The organism is Silvibacterium dinghuense (assembly GCF_004123295.1).
Classification (GTDB): domain Bacteria; phylum Acidobacteriota; class Terriglobia; order Terriglobales; family Acidobacteriaceae; genus Silvibacterium; species Silvibacterium dinghuense.
The window spans coordinates 1,785,351-1,799,742 of record NZ_SDMK01000001.1; the positions used below are offsets into that span (position 1 = coordinate 1,785,351).

Annotated in this window: 12 protein-coding genes; 9 read left to right on the forward strand and 3 right to left on the reverse strand. The window is 63.3% G+C overall.

The annotated features are described in order from the left end of the window. Positions 1 to 148 precede the first annotated feature (148 nt). Complete coding sequence (locus tag ESZ00_RS07020; RefSeq protein WP_229741007.1) at positions 149 to 859, reverse strand: ribonuclease HI family protein; 711 nt, start codon at positions 857 to 859, stop codon at positions 149 to 151. A 280-nt stretch (positions 860 to 1,139) separates the two neighbouring features. Here ESZ00_RS07020 and ESZ00_RS07025 point away from each other — a divergent pair, with 280 nt between their 5' ends. The 7 genes from ESZ00_RS07025 to ESZ00_RS07055 all read left to right on the forward strand — a co-directional run bounded on the left by ESZ00_RS07025 (position 1,140) and on the right by ESZ00_RS07055 (position 8,221). Next, positions 1,140 to 1,838 (forward strand): RNA polymerase sigma factor, encoded by a 699-nt coding sequence (locus ESZ00_RS07025; RefSeq protein ID WP_129207404.1) that lies wholly within the window; start codon positions 1,140 to 1,142, stop codon positions 1,836 to 1,838. A gap of 217 nt (positions 1,839 to 2,055) precedes the next feature. Continuing rightward, complete coding sequence (locus ESZ00_RS07030; RefSeq protein WP_129207984.1) at positions 2,056 to 3,072, forward strand: zf-HC2 domain-containing protein; 1,017 nt, start codon at positions 2,056 to 2,058, stop codon at positions 3,070 to 3,072. Between the two features lie 151 nt (positions 3,073 to 3,223). Then, on the forward strand, positions 3,224 to 4,069 hold the full coding sequence (locus ESZ00_RS07035; RefSeq protein WP_164981382.1) for a PDZ domain-containing protein: 846 nt from the start codon (positions 3,224 to 3,226) through the stop codon (positions 4,067 to 4,069). Positions 4,070 to 4,564: 495 nt separating this feature from the next. Beyond that, on the forward strand, positions 4,565 to 5,554 hold the full coding sequence (locus tag ESZ00_RS07040; RefSeq protein ID WP_129207985.1) for a radical SAM protein: 990 nt from the start codon (positions 4,565 to 4,567) through the stop codon (positions 5,552 to 5,554). Between the two features lie 275 nt (positions 5,555 to 5,829). Continuing rightward, complete coding sequence (locus ESZ00_RS07045) at positions 5,830 to 6,873, forward strand: sensor domain-containing diguanylate cyclase (protein ID WP_129207406.1); 1,044 nt, start codon at positions 5,830 to 5,832, stop codon at positions 6,871 to 6,873. Then, positions 6,857 to 7,867: an adenosine deaminase gene (gene add / locus ESZ00_RS07050; protein ID WP_129207407.1), complete on the forward strand. Its 1,011-nt coding sequence runs from the start codon at positions 6,857 to 6,859 to the stop codon at positions 7,865 to 7,867. The genes ESZ00_RS07045 and add overlap by 17 nt, the downstream gene beginning before the upstream one ends. A gap of 138 nt (positions 7,868 to 8,005) precedes the next feature. Further along, positions 8,006 to 8,221, forward strand: coding sequence for a hypothetical protein (locus ESZ00_RS07055; protein ID WP_129207986.1), 216 nt, complete (start codon positions 8,006 to 8,008; stop codon positions 8,219 to 8,221). 343 nt (positions 8,222 to 8,564) lie between these two features. Here ESZ00_RS07055 and acnA read toward each other — a convergent pair whose 3' ends face one another. Further along, positions 8,565 to 11,360: an aconitate hydratase AcnA gene (gene acnA / locus ESZ00_RS07060; RefSeq protein ID WP_129207408.1), complete on the reverse strand. Its 2,796-nt coding sequence runs from the start codon at positions 11,358 to 11,360 to the stop codon at positions 8,565 to 8,567. A gap of 375 nt (positions 11,361 to 11,735) precedes the next feature. On the opposite strand from acnA, the gene ESZ00_RS07065 reads away from it, so the two are divergent. Next, positions 11,736 to 11,981, forward strand: coding sequence for a type II toxin-antitoxin system Phd/YefM family antitoxin (locus ESZ00_RS07065; RefSeq protein ID WP_129207409.1), 246 nt, complete (start codon positions 11,736 to 11,738; stop codon positions 11,979 to 11,981). Beyond that, positions 11,978 to 12,364: a type II toxin-antitoxin system VapC family toxin gene (locus ESZ00_RS07070; RefSeq protein WP_129207410.1), complete on the forward strand. Its 387-nt coding sequence runs from the start codon at positions 11,978 to 11,980 to the stop codon at positions 12,362 to 12,364. Before ESZ00_RS07065 ends, ESZ00_RS07070 begins: the two co-directional genes overlap by 4 nt. 68 nt (positions 12,365 to 12,432) lie before the next feature. Here the strand turns inward: ESZ00_RS07070 and ESZ00_RS07075 are convergent, their stop codons facing one another. Next, entirely contained in the window at positions 12,433 to 14,352 is a 1,920-nt protein-coding gene (locus ESZ00_RS07075) for a serine hydrolase (protein WP_129207411.1), read from the reverse strand. Between the last annotated feature and the right edge of the window lie 40 nt (positions 14,353 to 14,392).

Genomic DNA, 14,392 nt, shown 5'->3' on the forward strand with positions numbered 1-14,392 from the left:
ACTCCTCCCAAGTCTGAATCGAGATAGGGGGCAGTGCCTCCCGCCCAGGCGGAGCCTGGACGGGCACCCTCATCCTCGCTGCTCTGGAGATGGGGTTCGTGCCGCCCCACACAAGCCAAATCCGGGCTTGTATGAGCCGCCGATAGCTTTATCGCCGTTCCGGCGTGATGCGGACGAAGATGCCATCAGGAAGGTTGCCTTCGACCAGATGGATTACGCCGCCCTTCACCAGGCCACGATAGGTTTTGGGCGCTTCCGGCGCGGGCTGCGTAGTACTGCCGGCGCGAATCGGAGCAACCACGATCCCTCCGGCCTCGCCTGCGGTACGCGGACGGACTTCGGGCTCCGGCATCACAGGATCGGCGGCGATCGGGCGCGGTGCAACAGGGCCGGAACTGGAAGGGCGGGGTGCGGCTGGAGCCGGCGCGGCAATGTTCACCGTCCGTCCCTGCCCGCGATCCATCGCCTCGTTGGCCAGCCGGTCCGCTTCCTTGTTCTTATTGCGAAGGACGTGACGGATCTCGAAGAAGTCGAGGCGGGCAATGCGGCGCTTGGCCTCCTCATAGAGCGGCTTGAGATCGGGGCTGTTGACGCGGTATTTGCCCTGAATCTGCTTGACCATCAGCTCGGAGTCGGCGACCACGCGCATGCGGCGATGGCCTTCGCGGACGGCAAAATCGAGGGCAGCCAGCAGACCCGAGTACTCGGCGAAGTTGTTGGTGCGCTTACCCAGGTATTCGCTCAGCTCCGCGACCGTCTCGCCGGCCTCGCCTTCGATAAAAACGCCATACCCCGAGGGGCCGGGGTTGCCGCGGGAGCCGCCGTCGCAATAGGCGGTGACGAGAGCGTTTGAGCCCACGCTCTTTTCTGCTGCATGCTCCTGCGCTGCCTCGCTGGCGGAGCTTTCGTCCGACGGCCACAACCGTCCGTTTCCGAATTCACCTTGACGGCTGTTCATGATGGGAGTGTAGTCGATTGTTCACACCGGCTTTTCCACGGCGAGTGCCGGCGGCCGCGTTTGGAGCCGATAAAAACAATTTCAACGCCATCCGCTTACCATTCGGAATTGGATACGTCCTTTATGCGGAAGCTGTACGCCCAGACGGTTCCCGTTCCAGCCGTTCCTGCAAGGAGCTTTGATGTCTGCTGACGCCCTCCGTTTCGTTTCCCCCTTCGCCTCATCGGCCAACTCCGGACCGTCGGCAGCACCACAGCCGGCAAAGATACAATCTTCGCGAGGGATGCTGACCGATCCACAGGCCCGCGCAAGCGAGATGGAATTGATCCGCGAGGCGCAACAGGGTTCGCGCGCAGCGTTTGACGCTCTGGTGCGTCAATATGATCAGGCGGTGCTAAGGCTGGCACTTCACCTGACGGGATCCGAGCAGGACGCCGAAGATATCCACCAGGAGGCATTCCTCAAGGCCTATCGCTATCTGGGCAACTTCCGCTTCGAGTGCTCGTTCTACACCTGGATCTACCGGATCGTCACGAACCTGTGCCTCGACCTGCTGCGGCGGAGAAAATCGCGGCGCGAGGACCAGGCGGTCATGGTGGACTCTTCAGGCGAAGAGATGGACCTGCTCAGCAATGTCTCCGATGACCGGGCGGGTGCGAATCCGGACCGCGAACTGCACCGCAAGATACTCGGATCGAAGATCCGCGAGGCACTGGATCAGCTCACACCGCGAGAGCGGATGGTCTTCGAGCTGAAGCACTACCAGGGATTGAAGCTGAGAACCATCGGCGAGATGTTGAACACCACGGAAGAGACGGCCAAGAACACGCTCTTCCGGGCAACACGGAAGCTGCGGGCGAACCTGGCGGAGATGCGGTAAGAGATTTCAAGCAGAAGCTGGAAGAAACGACACAAAGCGGAGACCTGAAACAGAGAAGCAAAGCCAAGACCTGTGGACGAACGCCCCCGGTTCCCTCCAGACAACAGGCTCAGGCTTCAGGACATGCAGCAGGATCAGCAGCAGGCAGTATCCCGACTACCGGACAAAAGATTCGGAGCGGGCGCAGCAAGACTTTCGAGGCAGTGAGGCGAAGACCATGACCATGAAGTGCGACGCGGCACAAGAGCAAATCGCTTTGGCCGTCTACGGCGAGCTTGCCGACGACCAGAAGCACCAACTCGAGCAGCATCTCGGCGTGTGCGAAGCCTGCCGGGATGAGCTTGAGGGCGCGCAGGCCCTGATGCGGGCCATGGCGCTGTTGCCAGTAGAAGACCCCACCCCGAATTTCGTAGCGCGGACACGGATGCGCCTGGAAGAGGCACTGGACGCGATGCCGCAGGGCGGCTGGGTACTGCGGGTCTCGCAGCAGTTTTCACGCGGAGTCCACCGGCTGCGCTCCGCGCCGGTCGCAGCATCCCTGCTGCTGATCGCCGGTGTCGGCACAGGCGCCTATGGCGGATACCATGCCGGCTTGCGCGCCCACGTGACCACGCCGGTGATGGCGGCGACGCAGGCTCCCGCCGCCGGTACGACAGTGGCTCCGGAAACCATCACCGCCGAGCCCGCCGGAGAGGAAAGCGCGGATAACGTCGCCAGCGTGAACGGCATTCTCGCAGAGCCGGGAACGGGCAACGTGGAAGTGCATTACAACCGGCTGGTGCCGGCCTCCGTGCATGGATCGCTGAACGACCCGGGAATCCGGCAGCTGCTGGTGATCGGCGCGAAGAACCGGGTAGATGCCGATGTGCGCAACAACTCGGTCGGGCTGCTGGCAAACGGCTGCCGCACAGGGCAGATGTGCAGCGACCGGCTGGTGCGCAACGAACTGATGGTCTCCCTTCTCTATGACGACAGCTCGCGCGTGCGCCTGGAGGCGCTGGACGGCCTGCAGTCCTTTGTGGCCGACGACATGAAGGTGCGCGACGCGGTGCTCGAAGCGCTGATGCGCGACCCCAGTGCCGAGGTGCGGGCTCGCGCCGTCGAACTGCTCGAGCCGGTAGGCGCAGACTCGAGCGTGCGCGAGGTACTGCATACGGTAGCGGTACGTGATGACAACCCCCAGATCCGGGGCGTCTCGCAACAGGTGCTGAGCCAGATCGAACAGGTGCAGTAAGAAGATCCGGCCTTGCGCCGGATCTTCTTTCATTGCACGATCATCCTGGTCTGGCATCATGGTTCCCGCAACCTTTTGTCACCTCCACCGTCACACAAAAGACAGGCCGACTCCCCCGGCAGAGAGGGAGAGGCGAGAAGAAGGAAGAGCCATGAAGCATCTTTCGAGGCTGGTGTCCGCAGCGACGGCGATGGCCGTTCTGTCCTCGTGGGGAAGCGCCTATGCCATAGGCACCGGCCATCCGGCCGCTGTTCCGCAGAGTTCCGCCGCGACCAGCAATGTATCCGGTTACCTGGGGATCGGGGTGCGCGACGTCGCCGCCGACCGGGTAAAAGACCTGAAGCTCAAGGACACCACCGGGGCGGAAATCATTACCCTCGATCACGATGCGCCCGCCGCCTCGGCAGGCCTCAAGCTGCACGATGTGGTGCAGCAGATGAACGGGCAGGCCATCGCCAATGCCGAACAACTGCGCAAACTGCTGCACGAGACCCCGGCGGGGCGGAATATCACGCTGCAGATCAGCCGTGACGGCCAGCAGCAGACCATCTCGGCAACGCTGGCCGATCAGACACAGCTCGAGCACAGCGTGCTGGACAACCTGACCGTCGTGCCCGACCCCAACTCGGATGGAGATATCGCGCTGAGCGCGCCCTCCTCCCATGGGTACGGATTCTTCGGCTCGCTGCTCTTCGGCGGCCCCTCGATCGGGCTGCAACTGGACCCTTTGAATGCACAGCTGGCGGAATACTTCGGCCTGCATGACGGCCGGGGCCTGCTGGTAAAGCGGGTCGCGGCAAACAGCGCGGGCTCGGCGGCCGGACTCAAGGCCGGCGATGTCGTGATCCGGGTGAACGGACGGAATATGGCTTCCGTGAGTGACTGGGACAAGGCACTGCACGCCAACCGCGGCAAGCAGGTGCAGGTGACCATCTTCCGCAACCACAGGGAGTTTACGATGAGCCTGCAGGACGGGGAACCGAAGAAAAAGGGCTAACCAGCTTTTAGCTCCTGGCTTCTAGCTTTTAGCTTGTTCTCGCCGGGTGCCCCATGTCTCGAATGTGAGACATGGGCTGCTGCATGCAGGGCGATTCGCCTTCGGCCCCCGCTCCCGCTGGTCGCGATTCAGGCCTTACTTTCCCACGCGCGCAGAAACCCGGGTGCCCCGTCCAAGCTCCGCTTGGGCGGGAGGCGACGAACCCCGATCTCCCCACTCAAGCCCAAACCAGGCTTGCATGGGCCACCCGCAGGGCTTAAGTGGGCCACCCGGGGTTTAGCTTTTAGCTGAAAGCCAAAAGCTAGGAGCGAAAAGCTGCATTTCAACCCTCCGGGAGCGCCGTTCAGCGGAGCAGGCTCGCAGTCGCCGGAGCGGCTGTGATTCAATAAGAGGGTTATGTCGACTGCCGTACAGCAGCCAGGAACGCAGAAGCCGGAAACCCCGAAGCCGGGTGCCGCAAAGGCTCTGCCGGTTAAGCGCCCATTTCTCCGCAAGATGCGGGCGGCTACGCGCAAGGCGCGCGAGCTGGCCATCGTAGGCCGGGCACTGGCCTCGACCGGGCATCCGGTCATGGCGCAGATCGTACCGATGCGCTTCTGCAACCTCTCCTGCACCTACTGCAACGAATACGACAAGGTCTCCGAGCCGGTGCCGCTCGACGAGATGCTGCGCCGCATCGACCACCTGGGGCGCCTGGGTACGAGCATCATCACCATCTCCGGCGGCGAGCCGACGACCCATCCCGACCTCGACGTAATCATCCGCCGCATCCGCAAGAACGGCGCGCTGGCCGGCATGATCACCAATGGCTACTACCTGGTGCCGGAGCGCATCGAGCGGCTGAACCGCGCCGGACTCGACCATCTGCAGATCTCGATCGACAACATCAATCCGGACGAAGTCTCGAAGAAGAGCCTCAAAGTTCTGGACAAGAAGCTGGAATGGCTCTCGGAGTACGCCGAGTTCCACGTAAACATCAACTCGGTGGTAGGCGGCGGCATTTCGAACCCCGAAGACGCGCTGACCATCGGGCGCCGCGCCTTGGAGCTGGGCTTTACCTCGACCATCGGTATCATCCACGACGGCGACGGCCAGCTGAAGCCGCTGGGCGGCCGCGAGCGCGCCGTGTGGCAGGAAATGCGCGGCTGGAACAAGAAGAACTATTCTCGTTTCAACAAGTTCCAGGAAGCCATCGCCAACGCGCAGCCCAATGACTGGCGCTGCCGCGCCGGCTCACGCTACATCTACGTGTGCGAAAACGGCCTGGTGCACTACTGCTCCCAGCAGAGGGGCTTCCCCGGCGTGCCGCTGGCCGAGTACACCAAGGAGGATGTGAAGCGGGAGTTTCTCACCGAGAAGACCTGCGCGCCGCACTGCACCATCAGCTGCGTCCATCAAATCTCCTACATCGACCACTGGCGCGCGCCGCAGACCTCGCGCATCTCGCCGGGCTCGGCCGACGGCCTGGTCAACATCCACACGTAAGCTGCTGCGCGCAGGGCGGTCCGCCTTCGGCCTCCGCTCCCGCTGGTCGCGAGCTGGAGTTTATCCCACTTAAAACAGAAGAGAATCCGGGTGCCCCATGTCTCGATTTTGAGACATGGACTGCTGCGCGCAGCAGTCCGCACGAATCTTTCCTTTTTCGGTATGCTTTGGGGTACCGACGAATGGGTTTTCGCGTTCCAAAGCCGGCGGGCGACGTACTGCCCCCAAGGGTGCGGCACCCTGCGCCAGATCGTTAAGGGCGGTCCCCGAGCAAGATGAAAACATACAACTCCGCAATCCTTGATCGCAAAGCTCTGCGCGAGATCGTGCGCACCCAGACCGAGATCGCAAAGCTGGGCATGGATCTCGGAGCGGTCATGACGCTGGCCGCATCCCAGGTGCAGGATCTGACCGGCGCCGAGGGCGCGATCGTGGAGCTGTCCGAGGCGGGGGAGCTGGTCTGCCGCGCAGCCTCAGGCATCACCAGGGAGCACCTGGGCAGGCGCCAGGGACTGGAAAACACCCTCTCCGGACTGTGCCTGTCGCTCGACGAGGTTCTCTATTGCTCGGATGCGGAGACAGACCCGCGGCTCGAAAAGGACACATGCCGCCAGGAAGGCCTGCGCTCGCTGATCGTGGCCCCTCTCGCATACGACAGCATGACCGTGGGAGCGCTGAAGATCTTCTCCCGCACACCCCACGCCTTCGGCGACCAGGATATCTCCGTACTCGCCATGATCTGCGAGGTGCTGGCGGCGGCCATGTTCCACGCAGCACGCAACCAGCAGAACGAGCTCTACCTGCGCGCAACCCACGATGCCCTGACCGACCTGCCCAACCGGGCGCTCTTTTATGACCGGATGCGGCAGCATCTCGAGATGGTCAAGCGCCATGGACGCGGGCTGGGCGTACTGAGCATCGACATGGACTGCCTGAAGCAGATCAACGACAGGCACGGACACAGGGCCGGCGATGCCGCCATCTGCGAGATCGCCAACCGGATGCGCAATAGCCTGCGGGAGTCCGACACCGTGGCCCGGCTGGGCGGCGACGAGTTCGGCGTCCTCCTCTGCGAGGCAGAGAGCCGTGCGAGCACCCAGGAGACCGCACAGCGGCTCTCCGCATTCGTATGCAAGCCGTTCCGCTTTGAAGACCTGGAGTTGCCGCTCGGGGCCAGCATCGGGCTGGCGTTCTCCCCCGAAGACGGCGAAGAACCCGAACTGCTGCTGGATACCGCGGATCGCTCCATGTATGCCATGAAGCGGGAACGCAAGAACCAGAGCGAGAAGGGAAACGCGAATTTTGTCCCCAGCGTATGAAAGCTTCATCCGCCGCCTCCCCAAGGCGGAACTGCATCTGCACCTGGAAGGCACGGTCGAGCCGGCAACGCTGGTCGAGCTGAGCCGGCGGCACGACGCCGAACCGCTGACACTCGAAGATGCGGCGGCGATCTACCAGTACAAGGACTTCACCGGCTTCCTGATGGCCTTCAAGGCTGTCACCGAGCGGCTGCGCACCGCCGACGACTACGAGCTGATCACCTACAAGATGCTCGAACGGCTGGCTGCACAGGGAGTGGTGCATGCCGAGGTCTACGTGGCCGTGGGCGTGGTGTATTTCTGGGGACGCTCGGAGTTCGAGCCGCTGTTTGCGGGCATGGAGCGCGGACGCCTGCGGGCCGAGGCAGACTTTGGCATGACTGCGTACTGGATCTTCGACGCCGTGCGGCAGTTCGGCGTGGAGGCGGCAGCGCGGGTCTTCAAAAAGGCCGCGGAGATGAAGCAGGAATACGCATCCATCGTCGGCATCGGCATCGGCGGCGACGAGCGGCAGGCGGGGCCGGAGCTGTTTCGCGAGCTTTATGGCGAAGCAAAACAAGCTGGCCTGCACCTGACGGCGCATGCGGGTGAGACGACCGGGCCGGAGAGCATCTGGGGCGCGCTGAATATCGGCGCCGAGCGCATCGGGCATGGGCTTTCCGCGATCCAGGACGCGGAGCTGATGGAAGTTCTTGCCGAGCGGCAGGTGCCGATCGAGGTGTGCATTTCGTCCAACGTGGCGACGGGCTGCTGTCCGCAGCTGAGCGATCACCCGGTACGGCTCTGCTTCGATGCCGGGCTGATGGTGACGCTGAACTCGGACGACCCGGCCATGTTCCACTGCTCGCTCGAAGGCGAGTACCAGCTGGCAGAACGGGAATTCGACTTTCATGCCGAGCATCTGCGCGAGCTGGCAGCCAATTCCATCGAAGCCAGTTTTTTGCCCGCCGAACGGAAGATCGAGCTGCTGCATCGAATCCACAGCACGAAGTAAATATGGGACGCATCCCAGGGAATGGAACCTAAGTGGTAGCCGGGACGGCAGAAAGCAGCCGGCCGGGATGCGAAATTGGGCTATCATGATGGCATCGCGGTGCGTCGGCGCCGCGGAAGGATGGGTTTCACTGTGAGTATGTTGCCTGCATTCTGCCGGAAGTCGGAGTCGGACGAGAGCCTTGCGCTGCGCGCCGTGGGCTGGGCCTCGGTAGCGGTCGGAGTGGCCGCGCTGGGACTGTATGTCGGCCGCGAGCTGCGGCTTCGCTACAAGTTCAAGCACCGCAAACCGGAAGACTTCTACGCGCACGCCGGCGATACCTACTCCGAAGCGGAGTATGGCGTCGGAACATAGCTCCCGCGCTTCTGGATGTGAAAAGCCCCGGCATAAGCCGGGGCTTTTCTGCGTTCAAACATAAGAGTGACGGTGGCCCATTCAAGCCTTCTTTTGGCTTGAGTGGGGAAGGTACGTGCCGGAAAAGATCAGGGATTGTACTTCCCACGTCTCAACATCGAGACGTGGGGCACCCTTTTTCGTGCCGGTGCGAGCGAACCGCAGGTTCCTCCGCTGCGCTCGCCTTTGGCGAGCTTCGGTCGGAATGACAGATGATTTTTGAGTTTTAGAGAATAGAAAAGCCCTCACGCTTTCGCGTGAGGGCTTTTGTAGTTGAGCTAGAGGCTAGCAGCTAGAAGCTGAGCTAGCTCTTCGCCAATCCACGCAGCACGTACTGCAAAATGCCGCCGTGCTCGTAGTAGCCGATCTCCTGCGGGGTGTCGATGCGGACCTTGGCTTCGAACTCCTTCACGGAGCCGTCGGCTGCTGTCGCCTTCACCTTGAGGGTGCGGCCGTTCGCGAACTTCGCGTCGAGCAGCGCCTTGAGGCCGGGGAAGTCGAAGACTTCCTCGCCGGTAAGACCGAGGCTTTCGACGTTCTGGCCCTCGGCGAACTGCAGGGGCAGGATGCCCATGCCGACGAGGTTCGAACGGTGGATGCGCTCGTAGCTCTCCGCGATGACGGCGCGGACGCCAAGAAGCTTCGGTCCCTTGGCCGCCCAGTCACGCGACGAGCCCGAACCGTACTCCTTGCCCGCAAGGACGATGAGTGGGGTCTTGCGCTCGGCGTAGATGACCGAGGCGTCGAAGATGCTCATGCCTTCGCCCTCGGGCAGCAGGCGGGTGACGCCGCCCTCGGTGCCCGGAGCCAGCTTGTTGCGCAGACGGACGTTGGCGAAGGTGCCGCGCACCATGACCTCGTGGTTGCCGCGACGCGAGCCGTAGGAGTTGAAGTCCGCGGGCTTGACGCCGTGGGCGGCGAGGTACTTGCCGGCCGGTCCGTTGGCCTTGATGGAGCCAGCGGGCGAGATGTGGTCGGTGGTCACCGAGTCGCCGAGGACCGCGAGGACGCGGGCCGAGGCGATGTCTTCGACGGGAGCCGGGGTGGCGGGCATTCCGTCAAAGTACGGAGCCTTGCGGATGTAGGTGGAGTCGGCCTCCCACTGGTAGACGTCGCCGGTGGGGAACTTGAGCTGCTGCCAGTTGGCATCGCCATCGGAGACGGTCGAGTACTCCTTGAGGAAGATCTCGGAGTCGATGGCCGAAGCGATGGTGTCGGCGACTTCCTGCTGCGAGGGCCAGATGTCCTTGAGGAAGACATCGCCGTCGGTGCCCTTGCCGATGGGCTGCGCGTCGAAGTCGTGATCGATGCGGCCAGCCAGCGCATAGGCAACGACCAGCGGCGGCGACATGAGGTAGTTGGCGCGGACGTCCGAGTTGATGCGGCCCTCGAAGTTGCGATTGCCGGAGAGGACGGAGACGGCGACCAGGCCGTGGTCCTCGATGGACTTCGAAACGTCGGTAGGCAGCGGGCCGGAGTTGCCGATGCAGGTGGTGCAGCCGTAGCCGACGACGTTGAAGCGCAGCTTGTCGAGGTAGGGGAGCAGTCCAGCCTTCTCGTAGTAATCGGTCACGACGCGCGAGCCGGGCGCGAGCGAAGTCTTGACCCACGGCGGAACGCTGAGACCCTTCTCGACGGCCTTCTTGGCGAGAATGCCGGCGGCAACCATCACCGAAGGATTCGAGGTGTTGGTGCAGCTGGTGATGGCGGCGATGACGATGGAGCCGTTGTCGAGGTACTTGTCGACGTCGACCTTGAAGCGCTCCTTGACCGAGACGGTGGGACCGGCTTCGTGCACGCCCTGCGCGGCATCGATGGTCTCGGCCGGATGGCCGCCTTCACCTTCCCAGCGGACGACCTGGCGCTCGCCGTTCTTATTGGCGTTGGGGCCGAGGAGGTTGGGCAGCTGCTTCGCGAACGAAGCGCCGGTCTCGCGCAGCAGCACGCGGTCCTGGGGACGCTTCGGTCCGGCAACGCTGGGCTCAACGGTCGCGAGGTCGAGCGACAGGGTCGCGGAGTACTCGGCTTCCGGCGATTCCGGCGTGTGGAAGAGGCCCTGCTCCTTGTAGTAGGCCTCGACGAGCTTGATCTGCTCCCCGTTACGGCCGGTGAGGCGCAGGTAGCGCAGCGTTTCGGCGTCGACCGGGAAGATGCCGCAGGTGGCGCCGTACTCGGGAGCCATGTTGGCGATGGTGGCGCGGTCGGCGAGCGAGAGCTCGGAGATGCCGGCACCGTAGAACTCGACGAACTTGCCGACCACGCCGAGCTTGCGGAGCATCTCGGTGACGGTGAGGACGAGATCGGTGGCGGTGGCGCCTTCGCGCAGCTTGCCGGTGAGCTTGAAGCCGACGACCTGGGGCACGAGCATGGAAACCGGCTGGCCGAGCATGGCCGCCTCGGCTTCAATGCCGCCTACGCCCCAGCCGAGGACACCGAGACCGTTGATCATCGTGGTGTGCGAGTCGGTGCCGACGAGCGTGTCAGGATAGGCGACCGTCTTGCCGTCGGCCGCGAGCGTGAAGACGACGCGGGCGAGGTACTCGAGGTTGACCTGGTGGCAGATGCCCATGCCCGGGGGCACGGCGGAGAAGTTATCGAAGGCGGTCTGGCCCCACTTGAGGAAGGCGTAACGCTCGCGGTTGCGCTGGAACTCGAGCAGCGAGTTGAGCTGGTAGGAGTTGGCGGTGCCGTACTCGTCCACCTGCACAGAGTGGTCGATGACCAGCTCGGCGGGCTGCAGCGGGTTGATCTTCTGCGGGTCGCCGCCGAGGAGCTTCATGGCGTCGCGCATGGCGGCGAGATCGACGATGGCGGGCACGCCAGTGAAGTCCTGCATGAGGACGCGGGCGGGCATGAAGGCGATTTCGCGGTTCGGCTCGGCCTTGGGGTCCCACTTGGCGAGGAACTCGATGTCCTCTGCGGTGACCGACTCGCCGTCTTCGCGGCGGAGCAGGTTCTCAAGCAGGATGCGCAGGCTGTAGGGCAGGCGGCTGAGGTTCACGCCCTTCGATGCGAGCGCGCCGAGCCGGTAGAGTTCATAGGTCTTGCCGCCAGAAGTCAGCGTAGTCTGGCTGCCGAAGGAATTCTTGGAAGTGCTCATGGAGTCCTCGATTTCAAACGAAACTTTAACTGGGAGGGGGCGCTCCGCGTGGAGGCCAATGTGTGGGTCCCTGTACCGTTTACCGGGGATTGGACCAGCATTCGCAGCGGGGCGCACAAGGGCGAGCCCGCAATGCGACGGGAAAAGAGTACCTACAGGGAGAGGAACCGTCCACGGTCCGGGCGACCGTGTCGAAAGCGCTTGAGAAGCGGCGGCATAAGCATGTTGCTCATCGTCCTGTCTTCTATTCTAGGACATTTCAAACGGGGATTCCGACCGCTCGGGTCCGATATGGGGCGGTTCGATGGAGAGAGCCCCTTGGCACGAGTAAACTAAGTCCAGTAAACTAAGTCCACTCACAAGGCGAGTGTAGCCATGCGCGAGATCAACATTCATGAGGCGAAGACCCACCTATCCCGGTTGGTGGAAGAGGCGGTAAACGGCGAGCCTTTCATTATCGCCAAGGCCGGAAAACCCATGGTGAAGGTGGTGCCACTGACCATGGCCGAAGGCCCTGCGATAGAGCGCCTGGGGGCTCTTGAGGGCGAGTTCCATATCCCGGATGATTTCGACCGCATGGGGCAGGAAGAAATCGAGCGCATGTTTTACGGGGAAGAATGAAGCTCCTGCTCGATACCCATCTCGTGCTGTGGGCCACCATAAGCCAATCCCGACTCCCGGCGTCAGCGCGCAGGCTGATACTTGATCCATCTCATCAGCCTTATTTCAGCGCTGTCAATCTCTGGGAAATCGCAATCAAGAACAGCCTGCTGCGCGAAGACTTCCATGTCGACACGCGGCGACTTCGCCAGAGCTTGCTCAAGAGCGGCTACAAGGAACTGTCGGTCACAAGTGAGCACGCCATCGCGGTGGAAGAACTGCCTCTGCTCCATCGTGATCCCTTCGACCGCATCCTCATCGCGCAGGCAATCGTCGAAGGACTTACCCTGTTGACGGCAGATTCGATCGTTGCAAAATACGAGGGGCCGGTAGAGAAGGTATGAACCACGCCCGCCTGCTCGCCTGAAAGAGCCATGAGCCAGACTGTACTCTTGCACTTTTCTGGGCAGGATCATCCCGGGCTGACCCGCACGAATCGGTACGTCTGCTGGCCGCCGTCGAGCACGAGCTCGGAACCGTCTTCGGCTGGCTGGAAACGGAACTCCGCCTTCCACGGGGCGCTGGTGAGCACGAGAAGGTTCTTGCCCGACGCATCCCTGCGCGAGCCGAGCGCGCTGGACCAGGATTCGCATTGCATCACGAAGCCGTCCTCTTCCTGCACGATGCGTGCAACGCCCAGCTCGTCGCTGCGATAGTCCCCGAGGAGAGATGCGATCCAGGCCGTGGCTTCAGGAGACGTCTGGACACGCTCCAGCCGCAGGGCCGTCGCTTCAGCGCGGGCCTTGCAGGCGGCTTCGACCATGGCATCGGCTTTGCGGGGAGCGCCGAAGAAGAGCTCCAACAGGCGCTGCTGCAACGCGCCGAGAAAGTCGTTCACCGCACGGGCATTGGTGAGCACGGCAACGCCGATACCGTGCCCTGCTTCGGGATCTTTTCCGAGACCGGGAAGGAAGAACATGCCCGAGGAGAAGCCCATGGTGTTGCCGTCGTGACCGATAAGCTGGAGACCGTATTGCTGCTGCAGAAAGAGGCCCAGACCGTAGCCGTGGCGGTCGCCAATGCGAATGGCCGGTGCGCGGCGCGCAGCGAGATTCTCCGGCGAGAGCAGGCGATCGCCGTTCGGCGCGAAACCACCGCTCAGCTCGAAGCGGAGATACTTCGCGATGTCGAGCACGGTGGACCAGGCCGCGCCTGCAGGCGCGGAGGAGTCGGGGAACTCCTCGATGACAGGATCGATGGGCACGACTTCGCCGCTGAGGTGATAGCCGTGCGGCGTGGCGTCTCCGGCTGCCGGCTTGTGCAGCAACAGGCTGCGCTCCATGTTGAGTGGCGCAAAGACGAGCTCATCGAAAGCCTTCACCGCAGCCGCCTGAAGATCGAGCCCAGGGGCATAGGCATGGGCTGCCGCATAGCCACCCGCGGCGACGAGGTAGTTCGAATACTGGAAGACCTCGCCGAAGCCGGTGGTAGGGCTCATCTGCCGCATCTCGGCAATGCGGTCCTCGGGGGTGACATCGCGATAGCGGAAGAGCATGTCGAAATCACGGCGAGGCATGCCGGTGGAGGCACTGACGGTGTGCCGCATCTCCAGGCGCGCGGTGGTCTCTGCGTCGGCAAGCGCGAAACCGGGCAGGACCTCGGTGACCGGGGTGGACCACGCGAAGACGCCGCGGTCGACGAGCCGCGCCATGAGCAGCGAGGTGAGCGGCTTGGTGGTCGAGCCGATCATAAAGCGAGTCTCCGGCGTGACCGGCTCGCTGCCTCCCGCGCGACAGACACCGAAACCTTCGGCATAGACCGTCTCGCCATTCTGAACAATGACGATGGCTGCGCCGGGAACCTTGAAGCGCTCAAGCGCCAAGCGCAGAAAGGCTTCGAGCTCGGCGCGTTCCTGTTCCCCGAATGACTTTGCGGCAACGCCTGCCAGATCCACCTCAACGAGGTCGGCAGGCTTCCATGCCAGGAGAATCTCCGAGATCTGCGCTCCGCGGCGGCTGAAGGCAGCCTTGGCCGCATCGATGAGCAGGATGTAGGCGAAGCCCGCGAGCATGTGTACGATGGCCATGGCCAGGCGCGATTCGGCAGCCGGACGCTCGTAGATGATCTGCACGACGCGCTCCCAGCCGTCCGAGGGATGAGCCTCGATCTGCTGGCGAACAGGGGCGGCGAAGGCAGGTTCATAGCTGCGCCACGCGGCCAACGCCTGCGCGGCGAGATCCTCCTGCAGCGGCTCGCGGACGAGCACGAGACTGAGGTCGCCCTCCGGACCGGCAAGCGTAAGCGGCGACTCGCTCGCAAGGGTCCATCCAGCAGGCAGAGCAAAAGACTGATCGCAACCGGGGAGCAGAACAGAGCAGGGCTGATCGGGCATGTTGGCTTACATCCTTCCGGAGATAGCTTGAAAGCCTGTA

What these genes read in the sequence shown, in the direction of transcription:
- ESZ00_RS07030 (WP_129207984.1), top strand. Translation starts at nt 2,056, where the DNA reads ATGACCATGAAGTGCGACGCGGCACAAGAGCAAATCGCTTTGGCCGTC.
- ESZ00_RS07035 (WP_164981382.1), top strand. Translation starts at nt 3,224, where the DNA reads ATGAAGCATCTTTCGAGGCTGGTGTCCGCAGCGACGGCGATGGCCGTT.
- acnA (WP_129207408.1), bottom strand. Translation starts at nt 11,360, where the DNA reads ATGAGCACTTCCAAGAATTCCTTCGGCAGCCAGACTACGCTGACTTCT.
- ESZ00_RS07045 (WP_129207406.1), top strand. Translation starts at nt 5,830, where the DNA reads ATGAAAACATACAACTCCGCAATCCTTGATCGCAAAGCTCTGCGCGAG.
- ESZ00_RS07070 (WP_129207410.1), top strand. Translation starts at nt 11,978, where the DNA reads ATGAAGCTCCTGCTCGATACCCATCTCGTGCTGTGGGCCACCATAAGC.
- ESZ00_RS07040 (WP_129207985.1), top strand. Translation starts at nt 4,565, where the DNA reads ATGCGGGCGGCTACGCGCAAGGCGCGCGAGCTGGCCATCGTAGGCCGG.
- ESZ00_RS07075 (WP_129207411.1), bottom strand. Translation starts at nt 14,352, where the DNA reads ATGCCCGATCAGCCCTGCTCTGTTCTGCTCCCCGGTTGCGATCAGTCT.
- ESZ00_RS07055 (WP_129207986.1), top strand. Translation starts at nt 8,006, where the DNA reads ATGTTGCCTGCATTCTGCCGGAAGTCGGAGTCGGACGAGAGCCTTGCG.
- ESZ00_RS07065 (WP_129207409.1), top strand. Translation starts at nt 11,736, where the DNA reads ATGCGCGAGATCAACATTCATGAGGCGAAGACCCACCTATCCCGGTTG.
- ESZ00_RS07025 (WP_129207404.1), top strand. Translation starts at nt 1,140, where the DNA reads ATGTCTGCTGACGCCCTCCGTTTCGTTTCCCCCTTCGCCTCATCGGCC.